Genomic DNA, 18,457 nt, shown 5'->3' on the forward strand with positions numbered 1-18,457 from the left:
GTCGCGAACTATAAGTTTGGGTAATATGTGCTGGAAATTGCCCTGTCTGGAGAACCGCAATGCGTGGAGAATTTTATCAGCAGTTAACTAACGATCTGGAAACCGCAAGGGCGGAAGGGTTGTTTAAAGAAGAACGCATTATTACGTCTGCGCAGCAAGCAGACATCACTGTGGCTGATGGAAGTCACGTCATAAACTTTTGCGCCAATAACTATCTCGGACTGGCGAATCATCCGGAGCTGATTGCGGCGGCAAAAGCGGGAATGGATTCTCACGGTTTCGGCATGGCTTCGGTGCGATTTATCTGCGGCACCCAGGATAGCCATAAAGAGCTTGAGCAGAAACTGGCAGCATTTCTCGGCATGGAAGATGCGATTCTCTACTCTTCCTGTTTTGATGCCAACGGCGGTCTGTTTGAAACGCTGCTGGGCGCGGAAGACGCCATTATCTCCGATGCTCTGAACCATGCCTCGATCATCGACGGCGTGCGGCTGTGCAAAGCGAAACGCTATCGCTATGCCAACAACAATATGCAAGAGCTGGAAGCGTGCCTGAAAGAAGCGCGTGAATCCGGGGCGCGCCATGTGTTAATCGCCACCGATGGTGTGTTCTCTATGGATGGCGTAATTGCCAACCTGAAAGGGGTTTGCGATCTCGCGGATAAATACGACGCTTTGGTGATGGTTGATGACTCTCATGCGGTCGGTTTTGTCGGTGAAAACGGACGTGGCTCCCATGAATACTGCGATGTGATGGGCCGTGTCGATATCATCACCGGCACGCTGGGTAAAGCACTGGGCGGGGCTTCTGGTGGTTACACCGCAGCGCGTAAAGAAGTGGTTGAGTGGCTGCGTCAGCGTTCTCGTCCTTACCTGTTCTCCAACTCACTGGCACCTGCCATTGTGGCTGCTTCCATTAAAGTGCTGGAGATGGTCGAAGCGGGCAGTGAGCTTCGTGACCGTCTGTGGGCGAACGCGCGTCAGTTCCGTGAGCAGATGTCGGCGGCGGGCTTTACCCTGGCGGGTGCCGATCACGCCATTATTCCGGTCATGCTTGGCGATGCTGTAGTGGCGCAAAAATTTGCCCGTGAACTGCAAAAAGAGGGCATTTACGTCACCGGTTTCTTCTATCCGGTCGTTCCGAAAGGTCAGGCGCGTATTCGTACCCAGATGTCTGCGGCGCATACCCCTGAGCAAATTACGCGTGCGGTAGAAGCGTTCACGCGTATTGGTAAACAACTGGGCGTAATCGCCTGAGTGAGGATGTGAGATGAAAGCGTTATCCAAACTGAAAGCGGAAGAGGGCATCTGGATGACCGACGTTCCTGAACCGGAACTCGGACATAACGATCTGCTGATTAAAATCCGTAAAACAGCCATCTGCGGGACTGACGTTCACATCTATAACTGGGATGAGTGGTCGCAAAAAACCATCCCAGTACCGATGGTTGTAGGCCATGAATATGTCGGTGAGGTGGTTGGCATCGGTCAGGAAGTGAAAGGCTTCAAGATCGGCGATCGCGTTTCTGGCGAAGGCCATATCACCTGTGGTCATTGCCGCAACTGTCGTGGTGGTCGTACCCATTTGTGCCGCAACACGATAGGCGTTGGTGTTAATCGCCCGGGCTGCTTCGCCGAATATCTGGTGATCCCGGCATTCAACGCCTTCAAAATCCCCGACAATATCTCCGATGACTTAGCCGCAATTTTTGACCCGTTCGGAAATGCGGTGCATACGGCGCTATCATTTGATCTGGTCGGCGAAGATGTTCTGGTTTCTGGTGCAGGCCCAATTGGTATTATGGCCGCGGCGGTAGCGAAACACGTTGGTGCACGCAACGTGGTGATCACTGATGTTAACGAATACCGTCTGGGGCTGGCGCGCAAAATGGGCATCACTCGTGCGGTTAACGTCGCGAAAGAGAATCTCAACGACGTAATGGCAGAACTGGGCATGACTGAAGGCTTTGATGTTGGTCTGGAGATGTCTGGTGCGCCGTCAGCGTTCCGCACGATGCTGGACACCATGAATCACGGTGGCCGTATTGCGATGCTGGGTATCCCGCCGTCTGATATGTCTATCGACTGGACAAAAGTGATCTTTAAAGGACTGTTCATTAAAGGTATTTACGGTCGTGAGATGTTTGAAACCTGGTACAAGATGGCGGCGCTGATTCAGTCTGGTCTGGATCTCTCGCCAATCATTACCCATCGTTTCTCCATCGACGATTTCCAGAAAGGCTTTGATGCCATGCGTTCGGGCCAGTCTGGGAAAGTTATTCTGAGCTGGGATTAACACGAACAAGGGCTGGTATTCCAGCCCTTGAAGCTGATGGAAAACACAAAATTGCCTGATGCGCTACGGCTTATCAGGCCTACGCGGTTCCTGCAACATATTAAATTTGCACAATTTGGTATGCCGGATAAAGCGTTTACGCTACATCCGGCATAAACAAAGCGCACTTTGTCTACAATCTGAAAATCCAAAATTCCAGCCATTTTCCCTGAGGATAATCCGTTAAATATGTAAAATCCTGTCAGTGTAATAAAGATATCGTAATTGCGCTGTTATCTTATATTGCTGCTCTCATTATCTCTCTAGCCTGAAGTTACTTTCTCACCCGTAAAAATAATATTTTACAGGCTTAATAGTTTCTTAATACAAAGCCTGTACAACGTCAGGGTAACTTCAGAGGTCGTCGGTAATTTATGATGAACAGCACCAATAAACTTAGTGTTATTATCCCGTTATATAATGCGGGCGATGATTTCCGCACTTGTATGGAATCTTTAATCGCGCAAACCTGGACTGCTCTGGAAATTATTATTATTAACGATGGATCAACGGATAATTCTGTTGAAATAGCAAAGCATTACGCAGAAAAACATCCGCATGTTCGCTTGCTGCATCAGGCGAATGCTGGCGCATCGGTGGCGCGTAATCGCGGGATCGAGGCAGCGACGGGCAAATATGTTGCTTTTGTTGATGCTGATGATGAAGTCTATCCCACTATGTACGAAACGCTGATGACCATGGCGTTAGAGGACGATCTCGACGTGGCGCAGTGCAACGCTGACTGGTGTTTTCGTGAAACGGGGGAAACCTGGCAATCCATTCCCACCGATCGCATACGCTCAACCGGCGTATTAACCGGCCCAGACTGGCTGCGGATGGGACTTTCTTCTCGCCGCTGGACTCACGTTGTCTGGATGGGCGTTTATCGCCGCGATGTTATTGTAAAAAATAACATTAAATTTATTGCCGGATTACATCATCAGGATATTGTCTGGACAACAGAATTTATGTTTAACGCGCTGCGTGCGCGATATACCGAGCAATCGTTATATAAATATTATCTGCATAATACGTCAGTGAGTCGGTTGAATAGACAAGGGAATAAAAACCTTAATTATCAACGGCACTATATTAAGATTACCCGACTGCTGGAGAAATTAAATCGAAATTATGCCGACAAAATTACAATTTATCCGGAATTTCATCAGCAAATAACTTACGAAGCATTGCGTGTTTGCCATGCGGTGCGCAAAGAGCCAGATATTCTTATCCGCCAACGGATGATTGCTGAGATATTTACTTCCGGCATGTATAAGCGCCTGATTACTAATGTCCGCAGCGTAAAGGTGGGTTATCAGGCATTACTGTGGTCTTTCCGCTTATGGCAATGGCGCGACAAAACACGATCGCACCATCGCATTACGCGTAGCGCCTTTAATTTGCGCTAGCGTTAAACTTCGCCGCTTCGGGCTGTTTGCCCCAGCCTTGCCACTGATGCTGGAAGTAAACGATCAGCGTGCTCTGGCTGATGCTTTCGCTTAATACTTCAAAGAAGCGATTCGCATAAACGGGTTCCAGCGGTTTTTTCGGTTTACACAGCTTCACGCCACGGAACGGATTACGCGGAGTGTTGGGCACCGTATTTTTCGGTGGCGTAGACGTATCGACCTGCGGTTCATTCAGCAAGCTGCTGGCTTTCACCAGCGTAATGTCTGGCGGCAGGTTATAAACCATTTGTTGCAATACGCGTACTGTTGAGGGATGTGGATGACCAATGGCGATGGTCGAACCGTTGCGACGCGCCAGGTCAATTGCACGATTAAACTGTACACGAATATCCGCTTCATTTTGCGAATCGTCGAGGAACACCTTCCGTTTAATAACCTTCACGCCAGTGCCTTGTGCGGCGCGCATCGCCTGGGTATTACCGATGGTTACGCTGTCGAGGAAGTAAAGATTGTAACGCGCCAGCGCCTGCATCACTTTCTGCATACCAAACAGGTTAGAGGTCATTTTGCTGCCCATGTGGTTGTTGATCCCCACGGCATAGGGCACGTTATTGACCGCACTACGAATAATGCGCTCAATTTCGTCGCTGCTCATCTCCGGGCGCAGCGTGTTTTTCTCCAGCGGCTGTTTACTCAATGGTGCCATTGGCAGATGGATCAACACCTCGTGACCGCTGTTATGCGCTTTGGTCGCCATCTCTCTGGCGTGCGGTGAGTCGGGTAACACGGCGACGGAGATAGCGGAGGGCATCGCCAGCACCTGGTTTTCGTTGTGCGGGCGATAACCAAAATCATCAATGACAATGGCTAGTTTGCCAGCAAGTACGGGGGAGGAAAGCGCTAACAGAGCGGCAAATGCAAAAACGTTACGACGAAATGGAAACAAAACTTATCTTCCCAACCACGGCTGTGGATTGACCGCCTGACCCTGGCGGCGAATTTCGAAATAGAGTGAAGGCCGACCCTGACCACCACTGCTGCCCACCAGTGCAATTGGCTGGCCCGCGCGAACCTGCGAACCAACGCTCACCAGTGCGCTCTGATTATAGCCGTAAAGACTCATGTCGCCTTTACCGTGCTCAACCACCACCACCAGACCGTAGCCTTGCAGCCAGTCAGCCAGAATCACCCGACCGTCGGCAATCGCTTTAACTTCAGTACCTTCAGAGGCACCGATAACCATCCCTTTCCAGCGCAGTTCGCCTTGTAGCTGTTCGCCATAGCGATGCAGCGTTGGCCCGCGAACCGGCCAAAATGCCTGACCGCGCGGTGCGCCCAGACCACCAGTTCGGGACATCAGCGATTTTTCGCTTTCGGTCGGTTTGTAGGTGGTGCCTTTACGTGTCGCTTCTTTCTGACGGTCGCGAACCGCCTGGGCTTCGCGCGCTTCACGTTCAGCACGCGCTTTCGCTGCCGCTTCTGCACGGGCAATGCTGTTACGCAGACGGGATTCGTTGGCACGCAGTTCACTTAGCTGCTGCTGACCTTGCTGGATGGAAGATTCCAGCCCCGCCAGCGTCTTTTTACGCTCGTTCAGCGCCTGAGTCAGTTTCGCCTGTTGGGCGCGCTGCTCATATAACAGCGTTTGTTGCTCGCTTTGTTTCTCTTCCAGTTCAGCACGCTGCATGGCGACTTCTTCTCGCGTTTGCTTCAACTGGGCGATGGTTTCTTGTCGCGCCTGGTTGAGATAGCCGAAGTAAGCCTGCAATCGTTGACCGCGCTGGCTTTCTTCACCGCTGAGAATCAGCTGAATACCGGTATGTTCACCCTGACGAAACGCAGCATCCAGTTGCGCGGCGAGGCTGCGTTCCTGGGCGGCTTTTTGCTGCTCCAGTTTGGCAATCGACGCGTTCATCTCATCAATCTGTTTATTCAGTTGATTGAGCGTGTTTTGCGTTTCGCGCAGCTTGCGGGTGGCTTCGGAGATCGCCTCTTCCTGCTTTTTCAGCTGAGCAAGCAGGCTTGAGCGTTGTTGCTGCTGTTGGCGTACCGCGCGCTCTTTCGCGGCGATATCGGCCTGAATAGACTTGAGTTGGTCGCGGTCATCCGCGTGGGCGGAAAACGTGCACAACAATACGCCAGCGCTAAGAACGCTGGCGTAAATGATGGGCCTGACTGCAAACCTGCGCGGTTTCGTGGCCCGTGTCATGGTATTAATCGCCTTTCCCCTCATGGGGAGGGATTATTCCACGATGAACAGCGGCTTACCAGTCATCTCTTGCGGGATTTCCATCCCCATCAGCGACAACATGGTCGGTGCGATGTCAGAAAGCTTACCGCCTTCAACCGCTTTCACGTTCTTATCACCAACGTAAATCAGCGGAACTGGCAGGTTGGTGTGTGCTGTGTGTGCCTGACCCGTTGCCGGATCGCGCATCTGTTCAGCGTTACCGTGGTCAGCGGTGATCAGCAGTTGTCCACCCACGGACTCAACGGCTTTTGTCACTTCTTCAACACAGTGATCCAGCGCTTCTACCGCTTTAACCGCCGCTTCCATCACTCCGGTGTGACCTACCATGTCGCCGTTCGGATAGTTACAGATAATGGTGTCGTATTTGCCGCTCTTGATTGCCGCAACCAGTTTTTCGGTCAGCTCTGCGGAGCTCATTTCCGGCTGCAGGTCGTAGGTAGCGACTTTCGGCGAGTTGATCAGAATGCGGTCTTCGCCTTTGAACGACTCTTCTACACCACCGTTAAAGAAGAAAGTGACGTGAGCATATTTTTCAGTTTCGGAAATACGCAGCTGAGTTTTGTCGTTTTTCGCCATCCACTCGCCGAAGGTGTTAACCAGGGAAGCCGGTGGGTAAGCCACTGCGGTTTTGATGTCGGCAGCGTATTCGGTCAGCATCACGAAATCGACGTTAACCACTTTCTTACGCGCGAAGCCGTCGAAATCAGCGTTCACGAACGCACGAGTAATTTCACGCGCACGGTCAGCACGGAAGTTCATGAAAATCAGCGCGTCGCCGTCTTCCATTGCTGCATCTGGCTGGCCTTCTGCACGAATAACGGTCGCTTTCACGAACTCGTCGTTTTCGTCGCGAGCATAAGCAGCCTGCAAACCAGCAACGGCGGTATCGGCCTGGAATTCACCCTGCGCCAGAGTCAGCAGGTCATAAGCTTTTTCAACGCGATCCCAACGGTTGTCGCGGTCCATCGCGTAGTAACGACCAATGATGGACGCTACGCGGCCTTTACCCAGCGCGGCAAATTTCTCTTCGAATTTTTTCAGCGAAGATTCAGCACTGCGCGGCGGAGTGTCGCGACCGTCAAGGAATGCGTGCAGGTAGATTTTTTCTGCACCGCGTTCAGCTGCCAGTTCTACCATCGCCATGATGTGATCTTCGTGGCTGTGTACGCCGCCTGCGGAGAGCAGACCCATAATGTGTACTGCTTTACCTGCGTTTTTCGCTTTATCTACCGCACCAGTCAGTACCGGGTTAGCGAAGAAAGCGCGATCTTTGATTTCAACGTCCAGACGAGTCAGGTCCTGATACACGATGCGGCCGGCACCCAGGTTAACGTGGCCTACTTCGGAGTTACCCATCTGACGGTCAGGCAGACCGACTTCCAGACCGGAAGCGTCGATCAGGGTATGCGGACGATTGGCCCACAGTGCATCCATTACCGGGGTTTTAGCACTAAAAATGGCGTTATCCTGCTGTTCTTCGCGATAGCCATAGCCATCCAGAATCACCAGTACCATAGGTTTTTTAGAAACCGACATTGCGACAACCTCATACTCAAGAGTCAAAATTTGCGTAATTTTACTACAGCTGAATCGATAAAATAGCCTCTGAAGATCAAAATATACGACCGCTCGCGGCAAGCCGATGCCAGATTTGCGATTTTTTTTCGTAGCGCCCCGCAAAATTGCATTCCAGTTAACGCGCTGGCTGTATTTGCCGCACTGCGCAGGTATACTCCTTTCCTGGTTTTTTTAATCACTACGTCGGGAGTTGTTACCCCCCATGCAAGAAATTATGCAATTTGTTGGCCGTCATCCCATACTGAGTATCGCCTGGATCGCGTTACTGGTGGCGGTTCTTGTCACTACGTTTAAGAGCCTGACCTCGAAAGTGAAGGTGATTACTCGTGGTGAAGCTACGCGTCTGATCAACAAAGAAGACGCTGTGGTTGTGGATTTACGTCAGCGTGATGACTTCCGTAAAGGCCATATCGCAGGTTCTATCAATCTGTTGCCGAGCGAAATCAAAGCCAACAATGTTGGTGAGCTTGAGAAGCACAAAGACAAACCGGTTATCGTGGTAGACGGTTCTGGCATGCAGTGCCAGGAGCCTGCAAACGCGCTGACGAAAGCTGGTTTTGCGCAAGTATTCGTGCTGAAAGAAGGCGTCGCTGGCTGGGCTGGCGAAAACTTGCCTCTGGTGCGCGGCAAATAATTTACCTGTCGTCTTTCATGATGCAGGCCGTTAGCTGCAATTATGCCCCCAGCGACTTATTGTTATAAGCTTCTGGGGACACTCCATTTTGCTGCCGCCCTGCAACATGAAATTTCAGGGTAAAAAAACAGGAGCTAAGTTATGGCCAATGTTGAAATCTATACCAAAGAAACCTGCCCGTATTGCCATCGTGCAAAAGCACTGCTGAGCAGCAAGGGCGTGAGTTTTCAGGAGCTGCCGATCGATGGCAACGCCGCCAAGCGTGAAGAGATGATCAAACGCAGCGGTCGCACCACGGTTCCCCAGATTTTTATTGACGCACAGCACATTGGCGGCTGTGATGACTTGTATGCATTGGATGCACGTGGTGGACTGGATCCCCTGCTGAAATAACGTGTGAACGTTGGCATTACATTGCGCAGTATTTAAGGACAACACTTAAGGGTTTTCTACACATGTCAGAACAAAACAACACCGAAATGACTTTCCAGATCCAACGTATTTATACCAAGGATATTTCTTTCGAAGCGCCGAACGCGCCGCACGTTTTCCAGAAAGATTGGCAGCCAGAAGTTAAACTTGATCTGGATACGGCATCTTCTCAACTGGCAGATGACGTTTACGAAGTGGTACTGCGTGTTACCGTAACGGCATCCCTGGGCGAAGAAACTGCGTTCCTGTGTGAAGTTCAGCAGGGTGGTATTTTCTCCATCGCGGGTATTGAAGGCACCCAGCTGGCACATTGCCTGGGCGCATACTGCCCGAACATTCTGTTCCCGTATGCTCGTGAATGCATCACCAGCATGGTATCCCGCGGTACATTCCCGCAACTGAACCTTGCGCCGGTTAACTTCGATGCGCTGTTCATGAACTATTTGCAGCAGCAGGCTGGCGAAGGTACTGAAGAACATCAGGATGCCTGATGAACCAACGTAATGCTTCAATGACTGTGATCGGTGCCGGCTCGTACGGCACCGCTCTTGCCATCACCCTGGCAAGAAATGGCCACGAGGTTGTCCTCTGGGGCCATGACCCTGAACATATCGCAACGCTAGAACGCGACCGCTGTAACGCTGCGTTTCTCCCCGATGTGCCTTTTCCCGATACGCTCCATCTTGAAAGCGATCTCGCCACCGCGCTGGCAACCAGCCGCAATATTCTCGTCGTCGTACCCAGCCATGTCTTTGGTGAAGTGCTACGCCAGATTAAACCGCTGATGCGTCCTGATGCGCGGCTGGTGTGGGCGACTAAAGGTCTGGAAGCGGAAACCGGGCGTCTGTTACAGGACGTGGCGCGTGAGGCGTTAGGCGATCAAATTCCGCTAGCGGTTATCTCTGGTCCAACATTTGCGAAAGAACTGGCGGCAGGTTTACCGACGGCTATTTCGCTGGCCTCTACCGACCAGACCTTCGCCGATGATCTCCAGCAGTTGCTGCACTGTGGCAAAAGTTTCCGCGTTTACAGCAACCCGGATTTCATTGGCGTGCAGCTTGGCGGCGCGGTGAAAAACGTCATTGCCATTGGTGCTGGGATGTCCGACGGTATCGGTTTTGGCGCGAATGCACGAACGGCGCTAATTACCCGTGGACTGGCTGAAATGTCGCGTCTTGGTGCGGCGCTGGGTGCCGATCCTGCCACCTTTATGGGCATGGCGGGGCTGGGCGATCTGGTGCTTACCTGTACCGACAACCAGTCGCGTAACCGCCGTTTTGGCATGATGCTCGGTCAGGGCATGGATGTACAAAGCGCGCAGGAGAAGATTGGTCAGGTGGTGGAAGGCTACCGCAATACGAAAGAAGTCCGCGAGTTGGCGCATCGCTTCGGCGTTGAAATGCCAATAACCGAGGAAATTTATCAAGTATTATATTGCGGAAAAAACGCGCGCGAGGCAGCATTGACTTTACTAGGTCGTGCACGCAAGGACGAGCGCAGCAGCCACTAAACCCAGGGAACCTTTGTTACCGCTATGACCCGGCCCGCGCAGAACGGGCCGGTCATTATCTCATCGTGTGGAGTAAGCAATGTCGTGTGAAGAACTGGAAATTGTCTGGAACAATATTAAAGCTGAAGCCAGAACGCTGGCGGACTGTGAGCCAATGCTGGCCAGTTTTTACCACGCGACGCTACTCAAGCACGAAAACCTTGGCAGTGCCCTGAGCTACATGCTGGCGAACAAGCTGTCATCGCCAATCATGCCTGCCATTGCTATCCGCGAAGTGGTTGAAGAAGCCTACGCCGCCGACCCGGAAATGATTGCTTCTGCGGCCTGCGATATTCAGGCGGTGCGTACCCGCGACCCGGCAGTCGATAAATACTCAACCCCATTGTTATACCTGAAAGGTTTTCATGCCTTGCAGGCCTATCGCATCGGTCACTGGCTGTGGAATCAGGGCCGTCGTGCACTGGCTATTTTTCTGCAAAACCAGGTTTCTGTGACGTTCCAGGTTGATATTCACCCGGCAGCAAAAATTGGCCGTGGCATTATGCTCGACCACGCGACGGGCATCGTCGTTGGTGAAACGGCGGTGATTGAAAACGACGTGTCGATTCTGCAATCCGTCACCCTTGGCGGTACTGGGAAAACCAGCGGTGACCGTCACCCGAAAATTCGTGAAGGCGTGATGATTGGCGCGGGCGCGAAAATTCTCGGCAATATTGAAGTTGGGCGCGGCGCGAAGATTGGCGCAGGTTCCGTGGTGCTGCAACCGGTGCCGCCGCATACTACTGCCGCTGGCGTTCCGGCACGCATTGTCGGTAAACCAGACAGCGATAAGCCATCAATGGATATGGACCAGCATTTCAACGGTATTAACCATACGTTTGAGTATGGGGATGGGATCTGACGTCCTGTGATTGTGCCGGATGCGATGTAATCATCTATCCGGCATACAGTAACTAATCTCTCAACACCGCTCCCGGATACCCCAGCTGCCGCCAGGCTTCATACACCACTACCGACACGGCATTGGACAGGTTCATGCTGCGGCTGTCCGGCACCATTGGAATACGAATTTTTTGTTCAGCGGGCAGGGCATCAAGAATGCTCGCTGGCAGGCCGCGCGTTTCCGGGCCGAACATCAGATAGTCGCCATCCTGATAGCTTACGGCGCTATGTGCGGGCGTACCTTTTGTAGTGAGAGCAAACAGGCGCTGGGGATTTTCTGCTTCGAGGAACGCGCTGTAGTCATGATGACGCGTAACGGCGGTAAATTCGTGGTAGTCCAGCCCTGCGCGGCGTAGGCGCTTATCGTCCCAGGCAAATCCCATTGGTTCGATGATATGCAGACGAAAGCCGGTGTTAGCGCAAAGACGGATGATGTTGCCAGTATTTGGCGGAATTTCTGGTTCGTAAAGTACGATGTTTAGCATACTGCCCCCTTAGTGCGGGGGCAGGATAGCAGAAAATTGGTGAGCCGTGCGGCCTTTTCCCCTCACCCCGGACTGTGCATCCGAGAGAGGTGATTCAGTCTGAGGGAGCACAAACAACACCGATCGGTCCCCTCTCCCTGAGGGAGAGGGTTAGGGGGCTCAAACGACTATGCCGCATTCCCTTTCGCCATCGGAGCCAGCGCCGCAGGCAACTCTTTACCCAGCCCCTGCACCAACGAATCTTGCGTAATTTCGCTGATCGATTTCGCGCCCGTCAGCGTCATTGCCACTTTCATCTCTTTCTCAATCAGATTCAGTAGGTTAGCCACGCCCGCCTGGCCCGCTGTTGCCAGCGCATACAGGAAAGCACGACCCAGCAGTACGGTATCGGCACCGAGCGCAATCATACGCACGACATCAAGCCCGTTACGAATGCCGCTATCTGCCAGAATGGCGATATCACCTTTCACTGCATCTGCAATGGCAGGCAGTGCGCGGGCAGAAGAGAGCACGCCATCTAACTGACGACCGCCGTGGTTAGAAACCACAATCCCGTCAGCGCCAAAACGTACCGCATCACGCGCATCTTCTGGGTCGAGGATCCCTTTGATCACCATCGGGCCATCCCAGAAATCGCGGATCCACTCAAGGTCTTTCCAGGAGATGGACGGATCGAAGTTATTCCCCAGCCAGCCGATGTAATCTTCCAGCCCGGTCGGTTTGCCAAGGTAAGCCGAGATATTCCCTAAATCATGTGGACGACCATTCAGGCCCACATCCCACGCCCATTGTGGATGAGTCACCGCCTGCAAGTAGCGGCGCATTGCCGCATTTGGGCCGCTCATACCCGAATGCGCATCACGGTAGCGTGCGCCCGGCGTTGGCATATCCACGGTGAAAACCAGCGTAGAACAACCCGCGGCTTTTGCTCGTTCCAGTGCGTTACGCATAAAACCGCGATCGCGCAGTACGTAAAGCTGGAACCACATTGGGCGCTTGATGGCGGGTGCGACTTCCTCAATCGGGCAAACGGAAACCGTTGAGAGAGTAAACGGAATGCCATGCGCATCCGCCGCTTTTGCGGCCTGAACTTCGCCGCGTCGCGCATACATGCCGCACAAGCCCACTGGAGCCAGCGCCACCGGCATCGACAATTTCTCATTAAACAGCGTCGTTTCCAGGCTTAAGTCGGACATGTTTTTCAGAATACGCTGGCGCAGCGCCACTTCTGACAAATCTTCCATGTTACGACGCAGGGTATATTCAGAATATGCGCCGCCATCCATATAGTGGAACAGGAACGGCGGCAGAATGCGTTGTGCTGCGGCGCGATAATCGCTGGCTGCAGAAATAATCATGCGTTTTTCTCCCTCGAATGCTCATTATGCTCACCGGGCAGGCGGGTAATACGTGCACGGCGCGCCTGATCTTCATCGAATCTTTTCATGGTGCTGTGGACAAAACTGAGATGCGCCATCATCGCTTTACGCGCCCCGTCGGCATCCCCGGCAAAAATGGCGTCAATGACTGCCTGATGCTGCTCGGTCAGTTGTGAAAAAACGGGCGGCACGAGATACATCCGTTGACGGCTTTGCATCACCGAGGATTGCAGAACATCAAAGAAACCACGCATGGTTTGTAGCAGCACGATGTTATGCGAGGCTTCGGCAATCGCCAGATGAAAACGAACGTCCGCTTGTGAGGCGAGGTCCGGGTCTTCGCTGAGCGTTGCTTCAAAACAAAGCTGAATCTTTTCTTTGTCGCCAGACGTGGCGCGCATTGCTGCATGCCATGCGGTGCTGGCTTCAATGGCGTAGCGGGCTTCCAGAATATCGAAACTGTAATCCGGATCATCGGCCATCAGCGTTTTCAGCGGCTGGACGATGTTTTGCTCCGACCACGCGTCATGACGCCAGCGCACAAATGTGCCACCACCGCGACGACTAAGAAGTACGCCTTCGCTCACCAGTTTTGCCAGCGCTTCGCGCAGTGAATTACGCGACACGCCGAGTTGCATCGCCAGTTGGCGTTCAGCGGGCAACTTCATGCCCGCCTCCAGCTGTTTTTCATCAATCAGCGCCCGCACACGGGAGGCAACCTCGTCTGACAGGCGTCTGGGTGTAGCAATCATTAAGGAATCATCCACGTTAAGACGTAAGCCTGAAGCGTGGTGATCACGCCCACCATACAGGTGAATATCAGGCTGTGTTTGACGGTAAAGCGGAACAGGTCTGACTCTTTGCCAACCAGGCCTACCGCCGCACAGGCGATAGCGATGGATTGCGGGGAGATCATCTTCCCGGTAACACCGCCGGTGGTATTGGCGGCAACCAGCAACAGGTCAGAGACGCCAATTTGTTGTGCGGCCGTGGCTTGCAGAGCGGCAAACAGAGCGTTAGATGACGTATCCGACCCGGTCAGGAATACCCCCAGCCAGCCGAGGAACGGCGAGAAGAAGGTGAATGCATGACCGGTGTGCGCCAGTGCCAGCGCCAGTGTTGACGACAGCCCGGAATAGTTCGAGATAAAGGCGAACGCCAGCACCATACCGATGGAGTAGATGGGCAGCGCCAGTTCTTTCAGCGTGCTGCCGAAGGTGCTGAGAGCGTCAGACGGTTTCATCTTCAGCCAGACAACCGAGAGCAGCGCAGCAAACAGAATGGCGGTGCCAGTGGCGGAGAACCAGTCAAACTTAAACACGGCGGCGTAGGCTGTAGCCTCGCTGACCACCGGCGGCATACGTGCAACCAGTTTGTCGAGATACGGTACCGGAATGTTGATCACCCATTCATACAGCGCGCCGCCCGAAGCGAACAGAGCTTTAAATGGCGGGATACTCCAAAGTGTTACGGTGGCGGTCAGGAACAGGAACGGTGTCCAGGCACGTAGCACCTGACCCGCCGTGTAACCTGTGTGAGCCAGCGTCATATCAACCTGCGATGCACCCAGATCGCCGAAGCGGAAAACGCGTACTGGCTGCCAGCGTTTGAGGAACAGTGTCAGGCAGAGCAGCGATACCAGCGAAGAGATAATGTCCGGCAGTTCCGGCCCAATGAAGTTGGAGCTGAGATACTGTGCGATGGCAAACGAACCACCTGCAACCACGACCGCAGGCCACGTCTCTTTAATACCGCGCCAGCCGTCCATAATCGCCATGATCCAGAACAGGACGATAATGGTCATAAACGGTAGCTGACGACCCACCATCTGGCCGATCTCAAAGCTGTCGATGCCTGTTACCTGTCCGGCAACCAGAATTGGAATACCCATCGCACCAAATGCCACTGGCGCGGTGTTAACAATCAGGCACAGTCCGGCGGCGTACAGAGGTTTAAAGCCCAGGCCGACCAGCAATGCGGCGGTGATCGCCACCGGTGCGCCGAAGCCCGCAGCCCCTTCGAGAAATGCGCCGAAACAGAAACCGACGATCAGCATTTGCAGACGCTGGTCTGGGGTTATTGAGAGAATAGACGAGCGGATAATGTCAAACTGTCCGGTTTTCACCGAGATCTTATAGACGAACACCGCCGCAATAATGATCCACGCGATGGGCCACAAACCGTAGAAGAAGCCATAAACCACCGAGGCCAGCGCGTTGGCGACCGGCATTTTATAGAACAGCAAAGCCACGGCCAGGGCGATGGCAACCGTCCAGGTGGCGGCAACGTATCCTTTCAGTTTGAGCTTAATCAGCGCAAAGAAGAAAAACAGGATGGGAAGCGATGCTATCAGGCTGGAAAGCCAGATATTCCCGGCGGGATCATAGTTTTGTTGCCAGAGATTCATTGCAGGTCTCCTGGAGTCCACGCACATCGTGTAATGAGTCTGTTGCTCATCTCCGTGTCACACGTTGTGTAAAAGTGGTACTGCCAATTTTGTTGTGTAGGGATAATGACAATGAATGGTTAACTAAATGTTATTTATTGGCAACGTTAATGTGAGTTTTAATTGGGAAAATGTGAACCAGAGGTCAGATAAGCGAAGAATTGGTAGGGCCAATTTTTTGGCGAAGGGAGATGTCTGGTAAAGAAAAGGGCAATCCTCATCAGAGAATTGCCCTTAGATTGTTGACCCGGTGCGCCTTATCTTGCCGGAATATCCGGCCTACAGGAATGTGCAGAATCACCCTGTAGGCCTGATGCGCGTAACGCATCAGGCAATTTGGCGTTTACCCATTCGTTAATGGATGATTACCACTGAATACCGGCACCGAGTGCGGCGGAGTATTCACCCTGGCTATTGGTACTACCTTGTAATTTGTAGACCCAACGACCATTGGCGCTCACCATCGACACACCTAAAGCAACAGCTGATTCACCGTTGTAAGTACCGCCACCAATAGAGGCCATGCTGGCACCCGGAGTGTAAGCCTGCGGCAGGCCGGTCATCGCCATTGCAGAAGCGATACCACCACTCAGCTTGCTTTCAGTTTTGGACAGTTTGTTATCCATCTCAACCATGCGCTGATCGGTGTATTGCTTCGTTTCCTGCACGCTTTGCTTCAACTGCGCGTAGTTCACCGCGTCGTTGTTGTTCACGCCAGCGGAAACGTTGCTGATGCGAGTCGTACCGCCGTTGCCACCACCGAGGGTGATGTTGCTGTAGTCGATAGAACCATCAGCTTTGGTGTCGTAACGCACACCGCCTGCTTCAGAAGACTTCAACTGCGCAACGTTAACGGCGTCGGTAGCATTTTTACCGGCGGCTACGTTGGTGATACGACGCTGATTGGTAGAAGAACCCACAGAGATCGTGTTTTCTTCGTTGGCCACGGAGCCTGTACCCAGAGCGACGCTGTTGTCAGCGGCAGCAATGGAACCAGAGCCAATTGCGACGCTATCTTTACCCTGCGCGTTAGCATCGACGCCATCGGTATTGGTCTTGAAGTACTTGGTGCTACCGGTGGTCACGATGTCGCCAATACTGTTTTCGATATTAGTAACGCGAGTATCCAGATTAGTGACCTGATTGTTCAGGTTAGTAATGCTCTGGGTATTCTGGGAAACCTGCGCGTCCGTTACTTTCAACTGACCCACGTTAACCGCATCAGTATCAGCCGAACCTGCTGCGACGTTGGTGATCTGGCGTTGACCGTCTTCACTGCCGACAGAGAACTCACCGACAGAGTTCTGCGGTGCATCCATGTTGTAACCGGTGTAGCCAGTCTGTGCGCCACGGGTAGTCTGAGAACCGTTACCCATCGCAATACTGTTGGCATGATTTGCACTTGCGTTGCTACCGATAGCAATACCGTTGATCGCATCTGCCAGCACCAGAGTGTTCAGGCCGATACCAATGCCAGCATTACCGTTAACGATAGTTTTCGCACCCATTGCCAGCGAGTCTTCACCGACTGCCAGTGAATCTTCAGCCGTTGAGTTAGCGTGGAAGTATTTGGTCGGCGTGGTAGCGACTGCACCAATGGCATTCTGCAACTGGCGAACCGTAACGGCGTCATGGGCTTCGGAACCATCGGCTACGTTGATGATTTGACGGTACTTGCCATCATCACCAATCGACAATGCGCCGAGTAATTCACCGTCAGTGGTGTCGTAGCCAATCTCTACGCCATTTTCCGTTACGCTGGTGTTACGAGAACCTTTAACAATTAGACGGTCGGAAACAGAGCTGCTACCCAGAGCGATACCCGTGTCAACTTCGCTGATGCTGTCCTGACCAATAGCTACACTGCTGGCACCAGAGGCAACAGCGTTATAGCCTACTGCGGTAGCACCAATACCAGAGGCGCTGGCGTCGTTGAACGCTAAGCCGTCGTCGTTGGTACGCACATAGTTAATACCTGCACCATTCTCTGCGATGTACGTCGTGTCGGTGTTTCCGGCAAGCTGATTGATGATTTGGCTATTCTGCTCGATCAGCAGGTTAGCGGCATTCAGTTGGGAACCGTTGACGGCGTCAGTGCTGCCCGCTTCAATCAGACCATCAGCCACATTGGTGATTACACTGGCTTTGCCTTCATGGTTGGCGCTGTAGGCACCCGCAGCGTCATCCCACAACAGGGCATTATCATCGAGCGCATCCAGAGCTTCACCGACGTTGTTGTAATCGGTATTTGCAATGGTGTAAGTCGGCGCAGTGATAGAACCATCAGAGTTGACTTCTGCATCTCCACCTAGGGCATCAGCAATGTACTTATTGGTGTCGTAGAGTTGCGAACCGTTAATGGCATCGCTGCTGGTATCAGAAATTGCACCGTCTGCGACATTAGTAATAATGCTGGCCGTTTTATCTATCCCGCGACCGGCGCTAAATGCACCTTGACCGTTATTTGCTGTTGCATCCCACAGCAGAGCATCATCGAGAGTGGTGTCGATTGCGTTCAGAGCTTCACCGACGTTGTTGTAATCGGTATTTGCAATGGTGTAAGTCGGCGCAGTGATGGTGCCGTCAGCATTGACTTCGGCACCACCACCCAACGCATCTACGACGTACTCATTGGTGGTATAGAGTTGTGAGCCGTTAATGGCATCGCTGCTGGTATCAGAAATTGCACCGTCTGCGACGTCAGTAATGACGCTGTCGGTACCACCGTGTTTGGCGCTGAATTTTTTGGCGGCAGTATCCCAGAGCAGAGCATCACCGAGCGAATCGGTAAATGACGAGTTAATGGCTGCCAGAGCATCACCGACGTTAGTGTAGGCATTATTACCAATAGTGTAGGTTGGTCCGGTTAATACGCCCGTATCGCTGATATCAGCACCACCGCCAAGATAAGTCGTGAAGGAATCAGCTAAACCATAAAGCTGGCTACCATTAATGGCATCGAAGCTGTTGGAAGAAACTGTGCCAGCCAGTACGTTGGTGATTTTGCTGGTGGCATCGGTACCGTGTGCGGCGCTAAATGCACCAGTATTTGAATTA

The 18,457-nt window shown here is 52.7% G+C and carries 16 protein-coding genes; 8 read left to right on the forward strand and 8 right to left on the reverse strand.

Features of this window, described 5'->3' with window-relative positions; all coding sequences use genetic code 11:
- The first annotated feature begins 59 nt into the window (after positions 1-59).
- The 3 genes from kbl to waaH all read left to right on the forward strand — a co-directional run bounded on the left by kbl (position 60) and on the right by waaH (position 3,743).
- Positions 60-1,256 (forward strand): glycine C-acetyltransferase, encoded by a 1,197-nt coding sequence (gene kbl / locus FEK50_RS00750; RefSeq protein ID WP_064526086.1) that lies wholly within the window; start codon positions 60-62, stop codon positions 1,254-1,256.
- A 13-nt stretch (positions 1,257-1,269) separates the two neighbouring features.
- Complete coding sequence (gene tdh, locus FEK50_RS00755; protein WP_130206693.1) at positions 1,270-2,295, forward strand: L-threonine 3-dehydrogenase; 1,026 nt, start codon at positions 1,270-1,272, stop codon at positions 2,293-2,295.
- 413 nt (positions 2,296-2,708) lie between these two features.
- Positions 2,709-3,743, forward strand: coding sequence for a UDP-glucuronate:LPS(HepIII) glycosyltransferase (gene waaH / locus FEK50_RS00760; protein ID WP_130206691.1), 1,035 nt, complete (start codon positions 2,709-2,711; stop codon positions 3,741-3,743).
- Here the strand turns inward: waaH and FEK50_RS00765 are convergent.
- Genes FEK50_RS00765 through gpmM form a run of 3 tightly spaced genes read right to left on the reverse strand, consistent with a single transcriptional unit; the run spans position 3,730 to position 7,530 of the window.
- On the reverse strand, positions 3,730-4,689 hold the full coding sequence (locus FEK50_RS00765; RefSeq protein WP_131161550.1) for a divergent polysaccharide deacetylase family protein: 960 nt from the start codon (positions 4,687-4,689) through the stop codon (positions 3,730-3,732). The genes waaH and FEK50_RS00765 overlap by 14 nt on opposite strands.
- 3 nt (positions 4,690-4,692) lie before the next feature.
- Entirely contained in the window at positions 4,693-5,952 is a 1,260-nt protein-coding gene (gene envC / locus FEK50_RS00770; RefSeq protein ID WP_001626259.1) for a murein hydrolase activator EnvC, read from the reverse strand.
- A 33-nt stretch (positions 5,953-5,985) separates the two neighbouring features.
- On the reverse strand, positions 5,986-7,530 hold the full coding sequence (gpmM, locus tag FEK50_RS00775) for a 2,3-bisphosphoglycerate-independent phosphoglycerate mutase (protein ID WP_064526112.1): 1,545 nt from the start codon (positions 7,528-7,530) through the stop codon (positions 5,986-5,988).
- Between the two features lie 244 nt (positions 7,531-7,774).
- Between gpmM and FEK50_RS00780 the strand changes: the two genes are divergently transcribed.
- From FEK50_RS00780 to cysE, 5 genes are all read left to right on the forward strand, one after another.
- A complete protein-coding gene (locus FEK50_RS00780; protein WP_001156181.1) occupies positions 7,775-8,206 on the forward strand; it encodes a rhodanese-like domain-containing protein in 432 nt (143 codons plus the stop codon).
- A gap of 141 nt (positions 8,207-8,347) precedes the next feature.
- Positions 8,348-8,599 (forward strand): glutaredoxin 3, encoded by a 252-nt coding sequence (gene grxC / locus FEK50_RS00785; protein ID WP_000024392.1) that lies wholly within the window; start codon positions 8,348-8,350, stop codon positions 8,597-8,599.
- Between the two features lie 62 nt (positions 8,600-8,661).
- Complete coding sequence (gene secB, locus FEK50_RS00790; RefSeq protein ID WP_130206686.1) at positions 8,662-9,129, forward strand: protein-export chaperone SecB; 468 nt, start codon at positions 8,662-8,664, stop codon at positions 9,127-9,129.
- Positions 9,129-10,148, forward strand: a complete 1,020-nt coding sequence (gpsA, locus tag FEK50_RS00795; protein WP_131161551.1) for an NAD(P)H-dependent glycerol-3-phosphate dehydrogenase — start codon at positions 9,129-9,131, stop codon at positions 10,146-10,148. The genes secB and gpsA overlap by 1 nt, the downstream gene beginning before the upstream one ends.
- Positions 10,149-10,227: 79 nt before the next feature.
- The gene (gene cysE, locus FEK50_RS00800; RefSeq protein WP_001277565.1) at positions 10,228-11,049 is read left to right on the forward strand and encodes a serine O-acetyltransferase; all 822 of its coding nucleotides are present in this window, start codon (positions 10,228-10,230) and stop codon (positions 11,047-11,049) included.
- 52 nt (positions 11,050-11,101) lie between these two features.
- Here cysE and trmL read toward each other — a convergent pair whose 3' ends face one another.
- From trmL to FEK50_RS00825, 5 genes are all read right to left on the reverse strand, one after another.
- Positions 11,102-11,575, reverse strand: coding sequence for a tRNA (uridine(34)/cytosine(34)/5-carboxymethylaminomethyluridine(34)-2'-O)-methyltransferase TrmL (gene trmL / locus FEK50_RS00805; protein ID WP_000932351.1), 474 nt, complete (start codon positions 11,573-11,575; stop codon positions 11,102-11,104).
- A 167-nt stretch (positions 11,576-11,742) separates the two neighbouring features.
- Entirely contained in the window at positions 11,743-12,933 is a 1,191-nt protein-coding gene (gene lldD, locus FEK50_RS00810; RefSeq protein WP_130206682.1) for a quinone-dependent L-lactate dehydrogenase, read from the reverse strand.
- Positions 12,930-13,706 (reverse strand): transcriptional regulator LldR, encoded by a 777-nt coding sequence (gene lldR, locus FEK50_RS00815; RefSeq protein WP_131161552.1) that lies wholly within the window; start codon positions 13,704-13,706, stop codon positions 12,930-12,932. Before lldR ends, lldD begins: the two co-directional genes overlap by 4 nt.
- On the reverse strand, positions 13,706-15,361 hold the full coding sequence (gene lldP / locus FEK50_RS00820; RefSeq protein WP_130215198.1) for an L-lactate permease: 1,656 nt from the start codon (positions 15,359-15,361) through the stop codon (positions 13,706-13,708). The genes lldR and lldP overlap by 1 nt, the downstream gene beginning before the upstream one ends.
- A 404-nt stretch (positions 15,362-15,765) precedes the next feature.
- The coding region (locus FEK50_RS00825) for a YadA family autotransporter adhesin (RefSeq protein ID WP_171025400.1) at positions 15,766-18,457 on the reverse strand (2,692 nt) is incomplete at its 5' end.

Origin of the sequence: Escherichia sp. E2586 (assembly GCF_005781105.1) — a bacterium.
Taxonomy (GTDB): domain Bacteria; phylum Pseudomonadota; class Gammaproteobacteria; order Enterobacterales; family Enterobacteriaceae; genus Escherichia.